The sequence below is a fragment of the Nonomuraea sp. ATR24 genome (assembly GCF_041950485.1).
Lineage (GTDB): Bacteria > Actinomycetota > Actinomycetes > Streptosporangiales > Streptosporangiaceae > Nonomuraea > Nonomuraea ceibae.
The window spans coordinates 1-15976 of sequence record NZ_JBGNUU010000026.1 but is presented as its reverse complement, the minus strand read 5'-3'; the positions used below and the strand labels follow the sequence as shown (position 1 = coordinate 15976).

The window sequence follows — 15976 nt, the reverse complement described above, 5'->3', positions numbered from 1 at the left end:
AACTGGGTGCCCTTCTATAGGGACGAATCGGCCTGGTATGGCGTCGGCTTCCGCCGTAGCGTGAGGCGTGGCGAGGGATCCAGGGAGGCACCCATGACCGTACGAGTGGAGCGCGACGGCCCCGTCACCACCGTCGTGCTCAGCAGGCCCGGCGTACGCAACGCCGTCGACGGCAAGACCGCCGCCGCGCTGGCCGACGCGTTCCGGGAGTTCGACGCGTCCGACGCCGCCGTGGCCGTGCTGTGGGGGGAGGGCGGCACGTTCTGCTCGGGCGCCGATCTCAAGGCGCTGGACAACCACGTCGGGGAGGACGGCGACGGGCCGATGGGGCCGACGCGGCTGCGGCTGACGAAGCCGGTGATCGCCGCCGTCGCCGGGCACGCCGTCGCCGGCGGGCTGGAGCTGGCCCTCTGGTGCGACCTGCGGGTGGCGGAGGAGGACGCGGTGTTCGGCGTGTTCTGCCGCCGCTGGGGCGTGCCGCTCATCGACGGCGGCACCGTACGGCTGCCGCGTCTCATCGGGCAGAGCCGGGCGATGGACCTGATCCTCACCGGCCGCCCCGTCCCGGCGCGGGAGGCGTACGAGATGGGGCTGGTCAACCGGTTGGTGCCGGGCGGGACCGCACGGCGGCACGCCGAGGAACTGGCGGGAGAGATCGCCCGGTTCCCGCAGGAATGCCTGCGGGGGGACCGGATGTCAGTGCTGGAGCAGCACGGGCTGCCCCCGGCGGAGGCGATGCGCAACGAGGTACGCCGCGGGCTCGTCTCCCTGCCGGGTGCGGCCGGAGGCGCGGCCCGGTTCCGGGCCGGGGCTGGGCGGCACGGGGACTTCGGCCACTTCTGACCTCAGGCGAACAGGTCGTCGAGGGTTTGGATGGTGGCTGCTCTGGTGGCCCAGGTTTCCAGCTGGTTGAGGTCTTTGCAGGTGGTGATCTGGGTGTGCGTTTGGTCGGGGAGGGTGAAGCCTCGGGCGGTGAGTACGAGGATGACCAGCTTGGCGGCTTCCTCCTCCTTGCCTTCCTCCTTGCCGCGGCCGAAGTGTTCGCGGGCGAAGGGGCTGTAGACGGGCCAGGTGGTGGACGTCATGATCTCCTCCAGGAGCTGGCGAATCTCCGGCGCGGACATGCTGTAGGCGTATTCATAGTACTGCGGAGCGTGATCGTCGGCGGTGTCGGTCAGGGCTGTGGCGAAGGCTTCGATGACCTTGCGGTTGCGGCCGTGGACCATGACGGACATCGTGGCGAGGTCGAGGTGGGCGGTGGCTTCTTTGGCGTCGGTGATGGCGGGGATGGAGTCGGGGCCGAGGACGCAGGGGTGCAGGCGGTAGCCGGTCAGCCCGGAGTCGACGGGACGCATGTAGTGGGCGGCGGTGGCCCGGTTGGGGCAGACGACCAGGACGGTGGCGTCGCAGTGCATCATCAGCCACAGCGAGGCGGCGTAGCGGGCCAGCTTCCTGGGGTCCTTGGAGGTGTCCTGCTGGATCTCGACGACGATGGCGTGGGCCGGGGACTGCGGCGGGCCCATGGAGAGGACGAGGTCGGCGTCGAAGTCGTCGGAGGGCCGCGTGTTGAACGTGTTGGGCTCCACCCGCACGAGAGGAGTCTCGGGGAGCTGTTTCCCGATGAGGTCGCGCAGGATCTCCACCGCCAGTTGCGGCCGGTCGCGGAACATGGAGACGAGCGCGTCATGTGGAGGGGACGGCATGAAGCTCATTGTTACATGATGAACACGTAACGTGACGGCAATTCATAGGGTCCAAGGCGTAGCGGAAGGAATGCGCCGGGAGGTGGCGGCGTTCAGCGGCACGTGATGATCACCGCAGCGTCTCCGGTGCTCCCGCGCCGGGTGCGGATCACACGGTAGGCAGGGGGTACGTTGTGACCGTCACGCCCAGAACGTTCCGTTTCGGTGTGCCGTGGGAGGACGCGTACGGCTACAGCCAGGCGCTGCAGGCTGGCGACACGCTGTACGTCTCGGGGCAGCTCTCGCACGACGCCGCCGGCGAGTTCGTCGGCGCCGGTGACTTCGAGCTGCAGATGAAGACCACGTTGGCCAACCTCGACCTGGTGCTGGCGCATTTCGGCGCCACCCGCGGCCAGATCGTGGAGACGACCGTGCTGGTCAGGAACCTGCGGGAGAACTTCGACACGACCGCGCGGCTGCACGCCGAGTACGTCGGGGAGCACCGTCCGACGAGCACGGTCCTGGGGGTGGCCGACCTCGCCCTGCCGGACCAGCTCGTCGAGATCGGCGCGCTGGTCCGGCTGGACGTGCGGGCGTAGCGCGGTCGAAAGCCAGGGAGGGGGCGGGCGACCAGCCCGCCCCCTCCTCACCCGGACGGCGCTCGTCACCGCCCGCACCGCTTCCCCGCCGGCCGAAGGATGCTCAGGCCGGCTCCGCGATCCCGAAGCGGGGGATGGGCAGGTCCTCGGTCGCCAGGTGCACGATGTGCGACTCGGTGTAGACGTCGATGCTGTGCCGCCCGCCCTCCCGGCCCAGCCCGCTGGCCTTCACCCCGCCGAACGGGGTACGCAGGTCGCGCACGTTCTGCGAGTTGACCCAGAGCATCCCCGCCTCGATGCCCTGCGCGAGCCGGTGCGTGCGGCGCAGGTCGTTGGTCCACAGGTACGCGGCCAGCCCGTAGCGGGTGGCGTTGGCCAGCTCCAGCGCCTCGGTCTCGGTGGCGAACGGGGTGACGCACACCACCGGCCCGAAGATCTCCTCCTGGAAGATCCGCATGCCGGGGGTCACGTCGGCGAACACCGTGGCGGCCAGGAAGTTGCCGTCGGGCAGCGCTTCGGGCCGTGAGCCGCCCGCCACGAGCCGGGCGCCCTCCTCCACGCCGGTCCGCACGTACTCCATCACCCGGGCGTGGTGCTCGGGGTGGATGAGCGCGCCCAGCTCCGTGGCGGGGTCGTCCGGCGATCCGACCCGGACGCGGGTGGCCCGCGCCGCCAGCCGCGTCACGAACTCCTCGTACACCGTGTCCTGCACCAGGACGCGCGAGCTGGCCGTACAGCGCTCGCCGTTGAGCGAGAACACGCCGAAGACCGCGGCGTCGAGCGCCCGCTCCAGGTCGGCGTCGTCGAACACCACCAGCGGCGACTTGCCGCCGAGCTCCATTGACAGTGTCTTCAGCCCGTCGGCGGCCGCGCGCATGATGGTGCGGCCGGTCCCGGTCTCGCCGGTGAAGGAGATCACCGGCACGTCGGGGTGCGCGACCAGCGCCGCGCCGGCCTCCTCGCCGATGCCGTGCACCAGGTTGAAGACCCCGGTGGGCAGCCCGGCCTCCTCCATGATCTCCGGCAGCAGGCCGGCCGACAGCGGGGACCACTCGGCGGGCTTGAGCACGACCGGGCAGCCTGCCGCGAGCGCGGGCGCGAGCTTCCAGGTCTCCAGCATGAACGGGGTGTTCCACGGCGTGATCAGCCCGGCCACCCCGACGGGCTTGCGCACCACGTAGTTGAGCTGGGCCGAGCCGACCCGGTAGACGTCCTCGCCGAGCGTGGTGATCACGTCGGCGAAGAAGCGGAAGTTCTGCGCGGCCCGGCGGGCCTGGCCGCGTGCCTGCGCGATCGGCAGGCCGGTGTCGCGGCACTCCAGCGCGGCGATGCTCTCGTCGCGGGTCTCGATCGCGGCGGCGATCGCGCGCAGCACGGCGGCCCGCTCCTCGCCCATCATCCGGGGCCACGGCCCGTCGGTGAACGCCTTGCGCGCGGCCGACACGGCGGCGCTCACGTCCTCGGGACCGCCGGCGGCGACCGTCAGGTAGGGCCGGTTCGTGGCCGGCTCCAGCGCGGTGAAGGTCGCGCCGGACACGCTCGGCACGTGCGCGCCGTCGATGTAGTGCTCAAGGTTCATCGGACGACTTCCTCGCTCTGTGCCAGCAGTTCCTCGATCCGGGCGGCGCCCGCCTCGGTCGGCGTGATCAGGGGCGGCCGGACGTGCCCGGAGGCGATCAGCCCGCGCCGCTCCAGCACCCACTTGGCCGGGGCCGGGTTCGTCTCCACGAACAGCAGCTCCACCAGCGGATGCAGGGCGTAGTGCAGGTCCAGGGCGGTGCGGTGGTCGCCCTCGGTGTAGGCGGTGTACATGCGGGCCACGGCCGCCGGGGCGAGGTTGGCCGCGGCGCTGACGAAGCCGGCGCCGCCGATCGCCAGCAGCGGCAGGCACAGCAGCTCGATGCCCGACCACATCAGGAAGTCGCGCCCGCACCGGTGCAGCACCTGGGAGAAGTGCTCGAAGTCCTTGGTGGTCTCCTTGATGCCCACGATGTTGTCGTGGGCGCGCCGCAGCCGGGCGACGGTCTCGGGCGCGATGTCCACCGCCGTGCGCGAGGGCACGTTGTAGATGACGATCGGCAGCCCGGGGAACTCCGCCGCCACCGTCGCGTACCAGCGGAACAGCGCCTCCTGCGTCGGGCGCGCGTAGTAGGGGGTGATGACGAGCGCCGCGTCGGCGCCCAGCCGCTCGGCCTCGGCGGTGAGGCGCAGCGTCTCGTCCAGCTTGGCCGAGCCGGTGCCCGGCAGGAACGGCACGCGGTCGGCGGTCTCCTCGGCCACCGCCGTCATCGCGGCGATCCGCTCCTCGGCGCTCTGCGCCCCGGGCTCTCCGGTGGAGCCGCCGGTGGAGATGCCGTGCGAGCCCCGGTCGAGCTGCCAGCGCACCAGCGCCTGCAGCGAGTCGACGTCGAGCTCGCCGTCCTCGGTGAACGGGGTCACCACCGGGGCGATGGACCCGCGGATGGTCGCCGGATCCGAACGGAACTTCATGTGATCACTCCTTGCTGCACGATCAGACCTGCGCGCGCGGTCGTCACCGGGCGTCACGCCACGCCTGGTACGCCTCCCGCGAGGCTTGGTTCATCGGGTAGAGCCCGTCGACGGACGCGCCCGCGGCCACCCGTTCGTAGATGAAGCGCTCCTCGTCCTCCTGCCGGGCGGCGTCGCGCGCCACCTCGGCCGCCAGGCCGGGCGGGATGACGACCACGCCCTCGGCGTCGCCCACGAGCACGTCGCCGGGCATGACCAGCACGCCGCCGCAGGCCACCGGGACCTGCGAGTCCATCGGCACGTGCCGGCGGCCCAGCACCGCGGCGTGCGGCACGGCGTAGTAGGCGGGCAGGTCCAGCGCCCCGAACGACGGGCTGTCGCGCAGCCCGCCGTCGGTCACCACCCCGGCCGCGCCCCGGCGCAGCGCCCGCAGGGCGAGGATGTCGCCCAGCGTGCCCGCGCCGTGGTCGCCGCGCGCCTCGATCACCAGGACCTCGCCGGGGCGGATCTCCTCCACGGTGCGCTTCTGGGCGTTCATGCCGCCGCCGATCTCGGCGAACACGTCCTCGCGCAGCGGCACGTACCGCAGCGTCCGCGCCACGCCGACCATGCGCAGGTCGGGCCGGGTGGGGCGGACGCCCTCGACGAAGTGGTGGTCGATGCCGCGCCTGCGCAGCTGCGACGACAGCGTGGCGGTCGACACCGACCGCAGCGCCGCCGCGGTCTCCTCGTCGAGGGCTTCCGTACGGGGAGCCGCGGCGGATCCGAAGGCGGCGGCGCGGGTCTCGCCGGTGGCGCGGGGCTGCGCGCCCCAGGCGGGCAGCGGCTCCGGGTCGGCGACGATCTCGTTGCGCAGCCGGCCCGCGCCCTCCAGCTCCACCTCCACCACGTCGCCGGGCCGCACGACCGTGGAGCCGGCCGGGGTGCCGGTCAGGACGAGGTCGCCGGGCTCCAGTGTCATGAGCCGCGACAGGTCGGCGATCAGCAGGTCGAAGCCGAACAGCAGCTCGTCCGTGCCGGCGTCCTGGACGAGCTCGCCGTTCACGTACGTGCGCAGCCGCAGCGCGGCGGGGTCGGCGCCGGTGAGGATCGCGGGGCCGACCGGCGTGTAGCCGTCCTGCCCCTTCGCCCGCAGGTTGGAGCCCTGGTCGGCGTGCCTGAAGTCGTAGACGCCGAAGTCGTTGGCCGCGGTGTAGCCCGCCACGCAGCCGAGCGCCCGCTCGCGGGGGACGCGGTGGGCGCGCTCGCCGATGACGAGCGCGATCTCGCCCTCGAAGGCGAGCAGGTCGCACCCGGCGGGCCGGACGACGGGCCGGCCGGACCAGGACAGCGAGGACGGCGGCTTGAGAAAGTAGGAGGGGACGGCCGGGGTGCGCCCACGTTCGGCCGCGCGGCTGCGGTAGTTGAGGTGGACCGCGATGATCTTGGATGGTGTCAGGCCGAGCGGGTGTGCCACATCAGCTCCCAAATCATATAGGACATCGTGAATGATATCCGAGGGATCAAGGGAGAGCTATAGACAAAGATATTTGAATTCGTACATGATTGGCCATGCCCGGCAGGGCCCCGGATCGGCCACGAGGCCGCCACCTGGGCCGGGAGACGGGACCCGTACCACCTGGAGGGGCGTGATGGGAGAGATCGTCCTGGCGGCGAAGATCACACATGTGCCGTCGATCTGGCTGTCCATCCAGCCGGGTGAGCACTTCGGCATCCGCAGGCCCGCCGAGCTGGCGCTGACCGAGGTCGGCGAGCGGGCCCGCGAGCGCGGCGCCGACACCTTCCTCGTCGCCGACACCCACTGGATGAACAGCATCGGCTTCCACCTCAACGGCAAGGAGCGCCACCGCGCCTCCTACGTCAGCCACGAGCTGCCGCACTTCATCCACGACCTGGAGTACGACTATCCCGGCGACCCCGAGCTGGCCGAGCTGATCCGCGAGGAGATCGTCGCCGGCGGCCAGAAGGCCCGCGTCCACACCTACAAGGACCTCGGCCTGGAGTACGCGACGCTGGTGCCGATGTACTTCATGAACGGCGACCCGGCCGTCCGCGTGCTGCCGATCGGCTGCAACATCTACTCCTCGATCGAGGAGAACCGCCGCATCGGCGAGGCCCTGGCCCGTGCCGTGCGGCGCAGCGACCGCAAGGTGGCCTTCCTGGCCAGCGGCTCGCTGTCGCACGCCTTCCCGCCCAACGAGATCGCCGAGTCGCTGCTCAACGACGTGAGCAGCGAGATCAACCGGAAGGTCGACCTGTCGGTGCTCGACATGTGGACCGAGGGCAGGATCGCCGAGTTCCTCAGGATGCTGCCCGACTACAACGAGCGCTGCACGGGGGAGGGCGCGATGGCCGACACCGCGATGCTCTTCGGCCTGCTCGGCTGGGACCGCTACACGGGCAAGGGCGAGCAGCTGTGCCCGTACTTCGGCAGCAGCGGCACCGGTCAGGTCGTGGTCGACTTCCCGGTGCCCGAAATCGTGAACTGAGACCGTTAAGCTACGATCCGATATCGTATGCGAAAGTTGGCGGGGAAAGGTGTGAAGCGATGGGGGACCGTGCCGGCCTGGCCGTGCGGGTGTTCACTCCCGATCGGGCCGCGGACGCGCCGCCCGTGCTGCTCGTGCACGGCTTCGGCTCCGACGGCGGGCGCGACTGGGCCGAGACGGGCATCGCCGGCGCGCTGACCGCCGCCGGGCGCGTCGTGGTGGCGCCCGACCTGCCCGGCCACGGTGACAGCCCGGCCCCCGCCTCGCCCGCCGGCGCCGGCGCCAAGGCCGTCGCCGCGGCCCTGGTGACCGCCCTCGACCAGGCCCTGGCCGGAGTTCCGGCTCCGGCCGGGGGCGCGTTCGACGCGTTTGACGTGGTCGGCTACTCGCTGGGGGCGCGGCTCGCCTGGGAGCTGCCCGAGGTGGCCCCGGGCCGCGTGCGCCGCGCCGTGCTCGGCGGGCTCAGCCCCGTGGAGCCGTTCGCGGCCGTCGACGTGGCCGCCCTGCGCCGGGCCGTCGCCGGTGAGGGCGAGCCCGCCGACCCGCTCACCTCGGCGATCGCCGGCCTGGCGCGCGCCGCCGGCGAACGCGCCGCCGGGCTGGCGCTCTGCGTCGAAGGGCTGCGCGACACCCCGTTCGAGCCCCGCGCGTGGGGCGGCGAGCGCCCGCCGGTGTTCGTGGTGGGAAAAGACGACGTGATGAGCGACGGGATCGGGCGTATCGTCGAGTTGGCCGGCGCCACGGAGCCGGTCACGGTTCCCGGCGACCACTTCCAGGCCCTCGCCGGCGCCGGGTTCCGCGACGCCGTCCTGAGGGTGCTCCTACAGTGATCAAGCAGAGAACGACCGGCGGAGCAGGCGCCGGCGTCCGGCCGCCTGCCGCCGGTCGTCCGTGGTGGCCCAGCGTCCGGCCGAGAGTGAGGGGACATCGGTGAGTTCCGCGAAGGGGTCCGCGCGGGCCAGGGCCTCCAAGGCCGAGCTGAGCTATGAGCTGCTCCGCTCGCGCATCATCGACGGCACGTACGGGCCGGGCTACCGGCTCGTCATGGACCAGCTCGCCCGCGAGACCGGGGTCAGCACCATCCCGCTGCGCGAGGCCGTGCGGCGGCTGCAGTCCGACGGGCTGGTCGAGATCGTGCGCAACATCGGCGCGCGGGTCGCCATGTTCGACTCCGCCCAGGTGGAGCACTCGCTGCAGGTCCTGGCGCGGCTGGAGGGCTACGCCACCGCGATCTCCGCGCCGCGCATGAAGGCGTCCCACCTCAAGCAGTCACGCGAGATCAACGCGCGGATGGTGGCGGCGCTGGAGGAGTTCGACCCGCCGTCGTTCACCGCGCTCAACCGCGAGTTCCACTTCTCGATCTACCAGCACTGCCCCGACGAGCACCTGCGGGCGCTGCTGGAGGCGGAGTGGGCGCGGCTCGACCACATGCGTCGCTCGTCCTTCGGCCACGTGCCGGGGCGGGCCCGCCGCTCGGTCGAGGAGCACGAGCACCTGCTCGACCTGATCGCCGCGGGCGCCCCCGGGGCCGAGATCGAACGGGTGGCGTGCGCGCACAAGATCGCGACCGCCGACGCGCTGCACAACGCGCACCTGTCGCCGCAGTCCCTCTGACCCGCCCGTGCGGCCCTGACCCGCCCGTACGGCGCACCGGCCCGCGTGGCCCGGTGCGCCGCACGCGTGTTCTCAGACCAGGAGCTGCCCGCCGTCGACCTGCACCACCACGCCCGTGATGTGCCGGGCGGCGGGCGAGGCGAGGAACACCACGAGCGGCGTCACGTCGCCCGTCTCGGCGATGCGGCCCAGCGGGATGCGCGCCTCCCAGGCCGCGCGGGCCTGCGGGTCGGCCATCAGCCCGGCCGTCATCGGCGTGTGCACCGGGCCCGGGGCCACGCCGTTGACCCGGATGCCGTGCCCGGCCAGCTCCAGCGCGCCGGTCCTGGTCAGCGCGTCGACGCCAGCCTTGGTGGCCTCGTAGTGGCCCAGGCCCGCCGTGGGCTGGCGGGCGCCGATCGAGCTGATGTTGACGACGCAGCCGCCCCGGCCGGCCGCGATCATCTGGCGGGCGGCGGTCTGCGTGACGGTGAACGTGCCGCGCAGGTTGACGGCCACGACCCGGTCGAACACCTCCAGCGGCAGGTCCGTGAGCGGGCCGCCGCCCGCGACCACGCCCGCGTTGTTCACGAGCACCTCGACCGGGCCGAGCCGCTCGGCCACCACGGCCAGGCCACCGGCGACCGACGCGGCGTCGGTGACGTCCATCGTCACGGCGAGCGCGCCCAGCTCGCCGGCCGCCGCCTTGGCGGCCACCCCGTCGGCGTCGGCGATCACGACCCGCTCCCCGGCCTCGGCGAACGCCCCGGCGACGGCCCGGCCGATGCCACTGGCCGCCCCGGTGACGACGACCACCCGCCCCCCACCTGCGCCACTCCCTGGGCCTGCGCCGTTCATCGGGCCTCCGCCACGATGACGCGCGGGCTGCCCGGCAGGGTCCGCGTCTCGACCGGCTCCCAGCCGGCAGCCCGCAGCCAGCCCCGCACCTCGTCGTCCGGGTAGACGACGGTGCCGTCGATGACCAGGTATTCGGCGGCGTGCAGCGCGTCGAGCGGCCGCTGCCGGTCGTCGGAGTCGAGGAAGAAGTCGAGCAGCAGGAGCGTCGCCCCCGGCGTGGCGGCCCGGCGGGCCCGCTCGGCGATGCGCAGGTTCTGGGCGGCGTCGTAGCGATGCGCGACGTGCTCCAGCAGCACCAGGTCGAAGCCCTCGGGCACGTCGCCGTCGAGCGGGTCGCCGTCGACGACCTCGGCCCGGTCGCCCACCCCGGCGGCGACCAGCGTGTTGCCGGCGTGCACGGCCAGGTCGCCGCCGGAGAAGAACACGCCCCGCAGCCCCGGGGCCGCGCGCAGCGCCTCGGCCAGGAACGACCCGGACAGCCCGCCGAAGTCGATCACCCGCTCGTGCCGGGAGAAGTCGTAGTGCCCGGCGAGCATCCTGGCGTGCAGCGCGTTGTAGGTCATCACGCCCGACAGGAACACGCGCATCCGGTCGCCGCCCAGGTCGAGCTGGGCGGGCTTGGCGGTGCGGGCGCTCTCGCCGAAGCCGAGCCAGTGCCCGTAGCTGATCGTGTCGAGGAAGGTCAGCCACGGGCCCAGGTCGACGTCGTCGCCCGACCCGGCGAGGTAGCGGGCGGCGGCGGGGCCGTTGGAGTAGCGGCCGTGGTCGCGCTCCAGCAGGCCGAGGCCCGCCATCGCGTCGGCCAGGACGCGGGCGGTGCGCTCGGGCAGGCCGGTCGCGGCCGAGAGCTCGGCGACGGACGCGGGCCCTGCGGCCAGGGCGCGGAACAGGCCCGCCTCGCTCGCCGCGAAGAGCTGCTTGGCGGCCATGTAGCCGGTGGCCACCTGCACGATCCGCTCGGGGCCGTTGAGAGATGACATGGGGGGTGCACTCCTTGTACGGCAGAAGGATATGGGGAATGCTATACGATTCAGCGGACGGCGGCCAGGGGCCGCACCCACCCCAAGGGAGGCAGGCGTGGAATTCTCAGGTCAGGTGCCCCGGCGCAGGCTCGGCGACGGCGGCCCGGAGGTCCCGGTCCTCGGCCTCGGCTCGTGGAACACCTGGGACCGCATGCCGCGCGAGCAGGTGGCCGAGCTGATCGGCACGGCCGTCGGGCGCGGCGTCAACCTGTTCGACGTGGCCCATTACGACTTCGGCCCGCATGCCGAGAACGCCGTCACCGACGTGATCTTCGGCCAGGCCGTCAGAGAGGCGGGCGTCGCCCGGAAGGACTACCTGCTGTGCGGCAAGCTCTGGCTGTGGGACTACCCGGCGCTCTCCTTCGCCGGGCAGGCGGAGGTCGCGCTCGACCGCATCGGCACCGACCGCGCCGACCTCGTCGTCCTCGGTGACTTCGCCGGCGAGCTCGACCTGCGCGCCGTGGTGAGCGACGTGTCCGAGCTGGTGCGGGCCGGGCGGTTCGGCTGCTGGGGGGTCAACAACTGGTCGGCCCGCGACCTGCGACTCGCCCGCGACTTCGCACTGGCCGAAGGGCTGACGCCGCCCGCGTTCGCGCAGCTCAAGTACAGCGTGGCCCGGCGCTCGGTGCCCGATGGCGAGCCCTACGGCCGGCTGTTCGCCGACGGGCTCGGGCTGCAGGCCTCCGACGTCTTCGAGGGCGGCATCCTGGCCGGCAAGCTCCATCCCGAACGCAAGATCGGCGCCGACCCGGGCGGCATCCGTGACCGGATACGCGCCGCCTACCCCGAGCTGCGCCGGATCGCCGAGTCCTTCGGGGCCACGCCCGCGCAGCTCGCCATCGCGTTCTGCCTGGCCCACCCGGCGGCGGCCAGCGTGCTGGTCGGGGTCAGCGGGCGGGCCCAGCTCGACGACAACCTCGGCGCGCTCGCCCTGCTGGAGCGGCACGGCGACGAGCTGCGCGCCGCCGTGGCCGGGCTCTGGATCGACCGCGACGCCGTACACCCGGAGGCCGCCTGGGGCGCCGACGCCCGCTGAGCGGGCGGCGGCCGGGCGCGAGGGCGTGGCAGGCGGCGTCGCGGCGGCGCTCCTACGCCTCGTGGACGACGCGGCCGTCCACCACCGTCATGCGGACCGGGACCTGCGGCAACGCCCCGGGCTCGGTCCGCAGCAGGTCGCCGTCCAGCACGCACAGGTCGGCGACCTTGCCGGGCTCCAGCGACCCCTTCCACGCCTCCGCGCCGTCCTGCCACGCCGGCGTGATCGTGTACGCGCGCAGCGCCCGCGCGAGCGCCACCCGCTGCGCCGCCCCGCGCACCCGCCCGTCGGGGCCCTGCCGGGTGACCGCCGCCGCGATGCCCGCCCGCCAGTCCGGCGTCAGCACGGGCGCGTCCGAGCTGAGGCAGAGCGGCACCCCGGTGGCCAGCGCGTCACCCACCGGCCAGGCGTACGCCGCCGCCTCGCGGCCCAGCGCGGCCACCAGCAGGTCCTCGGTGGCGACCGGGATGCCCGCCTGGGTGTTGAGCCCGATCCCGGCGGCCGCCATCGCCTTCAGCGTCGCCGGGTGCAGCAGGTCGCCGTGGATCAGATAGTGGCGGGCGTCCCGGCCGTCGCGCGCCAGGGCGGCGGCCAGGGCGCGCGTGACGACCCGCGTCGCCCGGCTGCCCGTCGCGTGCACGCCGATCTGGTGCCCGGCCGCGTGCGCCGCGTCGATCATCGCGACCAGCCCGGCCTCGCGTTCGTCGTCGGTGCCGCCGTCGACCAGCAGACTCCCGTACGTGCCGTCCTCGTACGGCTCGTCCGTCCAGGCGGTGCGCATCGGCGGAATGCCGTCGGCGAAGACCTTCACCCCCGCGACCCGGAACCAGCCGGGCACGGCGGCGGGCGGCGCGAAGCCGCGCAGGCCCTCCAGCAGGGCGGCGGGCGAGCTCGCGCCGTCGAGCTCGCCGAACAGCGTCAACGTGGTGACGCGCGCCGTCAGCAGGCCCTCGGCGGCCAGGTCCGCGTAATCGCGCAGGGCCGCCGAGCCGAAGCAGCCGCTCGGCCCGTCGTCCTCGCCGGGGCCCAGGCCGGGCTCGGTGTAGCTGGTGATCCCGAGCGTCGCGAGCAGGGCGCCGGTGCGCAGGATCGCGGCCCGCCGGTCGGCGCTCGTCTCCAAGCGCGCGGGCGCTGCCGGAGGGTCGCCGTGACCGCCTCCGGTGAGCTGGTCCATGAGCAGGGACGGCCACATCGTGCCGAGCCACACGCCGTGCAGATGGGAGTCGTTGATGCCGGGCAGCACCGACGCGCCGCGCAGCGGGACGACGCGGGTGCGGCGGCCGATCAGCGGGGCCACCTCCCCGGCCGTGCCGACACGGGCGATCGCGCCGCCCCGGACCGCGATCGCCTCGGCGACCCGGTCGGCGGCGTCGACGGTGTGGACCTGACCTCCGGTCAGCACCAGGTCGGCCTCGTCCTGGGATTCGTTGCGCAACATCTTCCTCTTCGCTCTAGACATCGCCGATCGGCTCCGAATAACGTACACGGAATCGGATACGATTTTCGAGTGCCTGAGCGAGGCACCCGGGCGATCGGAGGTAACGATGCCGCTGCATCCCGAGGCGCAGTCCATCATCGACCGCATGAGCGTCGCTGACCAGGGCCCGGTCGTCGCGTTCGACGCTCAGGCCATGCGCGAGGGGTTCCGGAGCGCCTGGCGGATGCCCGAGCGGCTGCAGCCCGTGGGCGCCGTCGCCGACACCGTGATCCCGGGCCCGGCCGGCGACCTCCCCGTCCGCGTCTACACCCCCGAGGGCGACGGGCCCTTCCCCGCGCTCGTCTGGTTCCACGGCGGCGGCTGGACCATCGGCAGCCTCGACGAGAACGAGGTCGCCTGCCGGGCCGTCTGCGCCGGCGCGGAGGCCGTCGTCGTCTCCGTCGACTACCGCCTCGCCCCCGAAAACCCCTATCCGGCCGCCGCCGACGACTGCTACGCCGCCGTGCGCTGGGTCCACGAGCACGGCGAGCGCCTCGCCGCCGACCCGGCGCGCCTGGCCGTCGGCGGGGAGAGCGCCGGCGGCAACCTGGCCGCCGTCGTCGCGCTCAAGGCCCGCGACCTCGGCGGCCCCCCGATCCGCCTGCAGGTCCTCGTCTCGCCCGTGGTCGGCCACCCCGGCGACGGCTACGCCTCCTACGACGCCTACGCCGACGGCTACTTCCTGTCCAGGGCCAGCATGGAGTGGTTCTTCACCACCTACCCGCGCGACGTCAAGGACCTCGACGACCCCTACCTGCTGCCGCTGCGCGCCGCCGACCTGTCCCGGCTGCCCCGCGCCCTCGTCCTGGGCGCCGAGTGCGACGTGCTGCGCGACGAGGGCGAGGAGTACGCCCGCCGCCTCGCCGACGCCGGCGTCGACGTCGAGCTCGTCCGCTACGACGGGCTGATCCACGGCTTCTTCGGCCTGCTCGCCACCGAGCTGACCGACTCGCGCGACGCGCACGCCCGGGTGATCGCCGCCCTGCGGGCGCTCTGATGACCGCCCCCGTCCTCAGCCTCCGCGGCGTCGGCGTCAACCGCCGCGAGGTCCCCGTCGTCCACGACGTCTCGCTCGACGTCGCCCCCGGCGCCGTCACGGTCGTCCTCGGCGCCAACGGCGCCGGCAAGACCACGCTCATGGACGGCATCGCCGGGCTAGCCCCGGTGACCTCCGGAACGGTCCAACTCGACGGCCGGCCCATCGGCAAGCTGCCCACCTACCGGCGCGCCCAGGCCGGCCTCGGCTACGTCGAGCAGGCCCGCACCGTCTTCCGCACCCTCACCGTCGAACAGAACCTGCTCGTCGCCGGGGGCGACCTCGGCAAGGTGTACGACCTCTTCCCCGAGCTGGGCAACCGCCGCGGCCTGCAGGCCGGGCACCTGTCCGGCGGCGAGCAGCAGATGCTGGCGCTCGGCCGCACCCTCGTCTCCGGCCCGAAAGTCGTCCTCATCGACGAGATGTCCCTCGGCCTCGCCCCCGTCGTCGTGCGCCGCCTCATGGACGCCGTCGGCGACCTGGTCGGCCTCGGCATCGCCGTCCTCCTCATCGAGCAGTTCGCCAACCTCGCCCTGGACATCGGCACCCACGCCTACGTGCTGCGCAAGGGCCGCGTGGTGCACGACGGGCCCTGCGCCGAGCTGCGCGGCCGGAGCGAACGGCTGCACGAGTTCTACTTCGGCCTGCCGCCGGCGCCGGTCGCCGCCGCGGCGGAGAGCGAGACGCGATGACCCTCGTCGACAGGCGCGCACTCGGCCTCGGCCTCGGCGCCGCCCTGGTGGCCTGCCTCGCGGTGCCCGCGCTGCTGCCGCCCTACTGGATCTACCTCGCGATCACCGCCGTGGTCAGCGCCGTGATCATGCAGAGCTACGGCGTGATCGTCGGACGGGCCGGCGTCATGTCCCTGTGCCAGATGTCGTTCGCCGCCATCGGCGCGTGGGTCGTGCTCCGGCTCAACCTCGCCGACGCGCCCGGCGGCTTCCTGCTCTGGCTGCTGCTCGGCGGACTCGCCGCCGTCCCCGTCGGCGTCGCCATCGGGCTGCCCGCCCTCCGCATCCGCGGCGTCAACCTGGCCATCGTCACCTTCGGCTTCGCCGTCTCGGCCGACATCGTGCTCAACGCCAACCAGTTCCCCGGCACCACCGAGCTGAAGACGCTCACCAGGCCCTCCCTGTTCGCCACCAACGGCGCCTACTTCGTCCTCGCCGTCCTCGTCTTCACCCTGCTGGCCGTCGGGCTGGCCCTGTTCAACCGGACCCGGCTCGGCATGTCGCTGCTCGAACTGCGCCACTCCGAACGCGCCGCCGCCTCCCACGGCATCTCGGTCGCCCGCAGCAAGCTCACCGCGTTCGCGATCAGCTCCTTCATCGCCGGCATCGGGGGCGGGCTGATGGCCGGACAGCTCGGGCTCGTCGTCTCCAGCAACTTCGCCATGGGCCAGTCGCTGGCGCTGTTCGCCGTGGCGATCCTCATCGGGCCGCACCACCCCGAAGGGGCCGTGATGGGCGGCGTCTTCGGCGCGGCCATGGCGACCGTCATGGAGAAGCTCAAGCTGCCCCAGGACCTCGGCGGGATGCTCTTCGGCCTCTTCGCCATCCTGGCCTTACGCGGCGGCGTCAGCCAGACCGACCTGACCCGCGGCCGCAGACGCGAAGCCGCCGCCCGCAAACTCCTCGCCTCCAAGGAACCCTCCACCCCGGACACCGCCCCCACCCCGGACACCGCCCCCGCCC

At 73.2% G+C, this 15976-nt stretch carries 16 protein-coding genes; 9 read left to right on the top strand and 7 right to left on the bottom strand.

Features of this window, described 5'->3' with window-relative positions:
* The first annotated feature begins 93 nt into the window (after nucleotides 1-93).
* The gene (locus tag ACBI99_RS39640; RefSeq protein ID WP_219511056.1) at nucleotides 94-843 is read left to right on the top strand and encodes a crotonase/enoyl-CoA hydratase family protein; all 750 of its coding nucleotides are present in this window, start codon (nucleotides 94-96) and stop codon (nucleotides 841-843) included.
* Nucleotides 844-845: 2 nt separating this feature from the next.
* Here ACBI99_RS39640 and ACBI99_RS39635 read toward each other — a convergent pair whose 3' ends face one another.
* Nucleotides 846-1712, bottom strand: coding sequence for a hypothetical protein (locus ACBI99_RS39635; RefSeq protein WP_375074808.1), 867 nt, complete (start codon nucleotides 1710-1712; stop codon nucleotides 846-848).
* Between the two features lie 197 nt (nucleotides 1713-1909).
* Between ACBI99_RS39635 and ACBI99_RS39630 the strand changes: the two genes are divergently transcribed.
* Nucleotides 1910-2281 (top strand): RidA family protein, encoded by a 372-nt coding sequence (locus ACBI99_RS39630; protein ID WP_375074807.1) that lies wholly within the window; start codon nucleotides 1910-1912, stop codon nucleotides 2279-2281.
* 103 nt (nucleotides 2282-2384) lie between these two features.
* Here ACBI99_RS39630 and hpaE read toward each other — a convergent pair whose 3' ends face one another.
* From hpaE to ACBI99_RS39615, 3 genes are read right to left on the bottom strand one after another with little or no spacing between them, the layout of a single operon-like run.
* Nucleotides 2385-3860, bottom strand: a complete 1476-nt coding sequence (gene hpaE / locus ACBI99_RS39625) for a 5-carboxymethyl-2-hydroxymuconate semialdehyde dehydrogenase (protein ID WP_375074806.1) — start codon at nucleotides 3858-3860, stop codon at nucleotides 2385-2387.
* On the bottom strand, nucleotides 3857-4771 hold the full coding sequence (gene dapA / locus ACBI99_RS39620) for a 4-hydroxy-tetrahydrodipicolinate synthase (protein WP_375074805.1): 915 nt from the start codon (nucleotides 4769-4771) through the stop codon (nucleotides 3857-3859). Before dapA ends, hpaE begins: the two co-directional genes overlap by 4 nt.
* A gap of 43 nt (nucleotides 4772-4814) precedes the next feature.
* Nucleotides 4815-6227, bottom strand: coding sequence for a fumarylacetoacetate hydrolase family protein (locus ACBI99_RS39615; RefSeq protein ID WP_375074804.1), 1413 nt, complete (start codon nucleotides 6225-6227; stop codon nucleotides 4815-4817).
* 175 nt (nucleotides 6228-6402) lie between these two features.
* On the opposite strand from ACBI99_RS39615, the gene hpaD reads away from it, so the two are divergent.
* The 3 genes from hpaD (at nucleotide 6403) to ACBI99_RS39600 (ending at nucleotide 8874) form a co-directional block, all read left to right on the top strand.
* Nucleotides 6403-7260, top strand: coding sequence for a 3,4-dihydroxyphenylacetate 2,3-dioxygenase (gene hpaD, locus ACBI99_RS39610; RefSeq protein ID WP_219511068.1), 858 nt, complete (start codon nucleotides 6403-6405; stop codon nucleotides 7258-7260).
* A gap of 59 nt (nucleotides 7261-7319) precedes the next feature.
* A complete protein-coding gene (locus ACBI99_RS39605; RefSeq protein ID WP_357593184.1) occupies nucleotides 7320-8090 on the top strand; it encodes an alpha/beta fold hydrolase in 771 nt (256 codons plus the stop codon).
* Nucleotides 8091-8190: 100 nt separating this feature from the next.
* Nucleotides 8191-8874, top strand: coding sequence for a GntR family transcriptional regulator (locus tag ACBI99_RS39600; RefSeq protein WP_219511072.1), 684 nt, complete (start codon nucleotides 8191-8193; stop codon nucleotides 8872-8874).
* A 72-nt stretch (nucleotides 8875-8946) separates the two neighbouring features.
* Here the strand turns inward: ACBI99_RS39600 and ACBI99_RS39595 are convergent, their stop codons facing one another.
* Both ACBI99_RS39595 and ACBI99_RS39590 read right to left on the bottom strand, forming a co-directional pair.
* Nucleotides 8947-9669 carry an SDR family NAD(P)-dependent oxidoreductase gene (locus ACBI99_RS39595; protein ID WP_308126049.1) on the bottom strand — a complete coding sequence of 241 codons (723 nt, stop codon included), beginning with the start codon at nucleotides 9667-9669 and terminating at the stop codon, nucleotides 8947-8949.
* 38 nt (nucleotides 9670-9707) lie between these two features.
* The gene (locus tag ACBI99_RS39590) at nucleotides 9708-10691 is read right to left on the bottom strand and encodes a methyltransferase dimerization domain-containing protein (protein WP_219511077.1); all 984 of its coding nucleotides are present in this window, start codon (nucleotides 10689-10691) and stop codon (nucleotides 9708-9710) included.
* A gap of 97 nt (nucleotides 10692-10788) precedes the next feature.
* Here ACBI99_RS39590 and ACBI99_RS39585 point away from each other — a divergent pair, with 97 nt between their 5' ends.
* Nucleotides 10789-11769, top strand: coding sequence for an aldo/keto reductase (locus ACBI99_RS39585; RefSeq protein WP_375074803.1), 981 nt, complete (start codon nucleotides 10789-10791; stop codon nucleotides 11767-11769).
* Nucleotides 11770-11821: 52 nt separating this feature from the next.
* Here ACBI99_RS39585 and ACBI99_RS39580 read toward each other — a convergent pair whose 3' ends face one another.
* Nucleotides 11822-13207: an amidohydrolase gene (locus ACBI99_RS39580; protein ID WP_375074802.1), complete on the bottom strand. Its 1386-nt coding sequence runs from the start codon at nucleotides 13205-13207 to the stop codon at nucleotides 11822-11824.
* A 145-nt stretch (nucleotides 13208-13352) separates the two neighbouring features.
* On the opposite strand from ACBI99_RS39580, the gene ACBI99_RS39575 reads away from it, so the two are divergent.
* The 3 genes from ACBI99_RS39575 to ACBI99_RS39565 all read left to right on the top strand — a co-directional run.
* Nucleotides 13353-14243: an alpha/beta hydrolase gene (locus tag ACBI99_RS39575; protein WP_246646272.1), complete on the top strand. Its 891-nt coding sequence runs from the start codon at nucleotides 13353-13355 to the stop codon at nucleotides 14241-14243.
* A complete protein-coding gene (locus ACBI99_RS39570; protein WP_219511084.1) occupies nucleotides 14243-14974 on the top strand; it encodes an ABC transporter ATP-binding protein in 732 nt (243 codons plus the stop codon). The genes ACBI99_RS39575 and ACBI99_RS39570 overlap by 1 nt, the downstream gene beginning before the upstream one ends.
* The coding region (locus ACBI99_RS39565) for a branched-chain amino acid ABC transporter permease (RefSeq protein WP_375074801.1) at nucleotides 14971-15976 on the top strand (1006 nt) is incomplete at its 3' end. The genes ACBI99_RS39570 and ACBI99_RS39565, both read left to right, overlap by 4 nt.

Coding starts and splice junctions, on each gene's coding strand:
- ACBI99_RS39640 (WP_219511056.1), top strand. CDS start 94: ATGACCGTACGAGTGGAGCGCGACGGCCCCGTCACCACCGTCGTGCTC.
- ACBI99_RS39635 (WP_375074808.1), bottom strand. CDS start 1,712: ATGAGCTTCATGCCGTCCCCTCCACATGACGCGCTCGTCTCCATGTTC.
- hpaE (WP_375074806.1), bottom strand. CDS start 3,860: ATGAACCTTGAGCACTACATCGACGGCGCGCACGTGCCGAGCGTGTCC.
- dapA (WP_375074805.1), bottom strand. CDS start 4,771: ATGAAGTTCCGTTCGGATCCGGCGACCATCCGCGGGTCCATCGCCCCG.
- hpaD (WP_219511068.1), top strand. CDS start 6,403: ATGGGAGAGATCGTCCTGGCGGCGAAGATCACACATGTGCCGTCGATC.
- ACBI99_RS39605 (WP_357593184.1), top strand. CDS start 7,320: ATGGGGGACCGTGCCGGCCTGGCCGTGCGGGTGTTCACTCCCGATCGG.
- ACBI99_RS39590 (WP_219511077.1), bottom strand. CDS start 10,691: ATGTCATCTCTCAACGGCCCCGAGCGGATCGTGCAGGTGGCCACCGGC.
- ACBI99_RS39580 (WP_375074802.1), bottom strand. CDS start 13,207: ATGTTGCGCAACGAATCCCAGGACGAGGCCGACCTGGTGCTGACCGGA.
- ACBI99_RS39575 (WP_246646272.1), top strand. CDS start 13,353: ATGAGCGTCGCTGACCAGGGCCCGGTCGTCGCGTTCGACGCTCAGGCC.
- ACBI99_RS39570 (WP_219511084.1), top strand. CDS start 14,243: ATGACCGCCCCCGTCCTCAGCCTCCGCGGCGTCGGCGTCAACCGCCGC.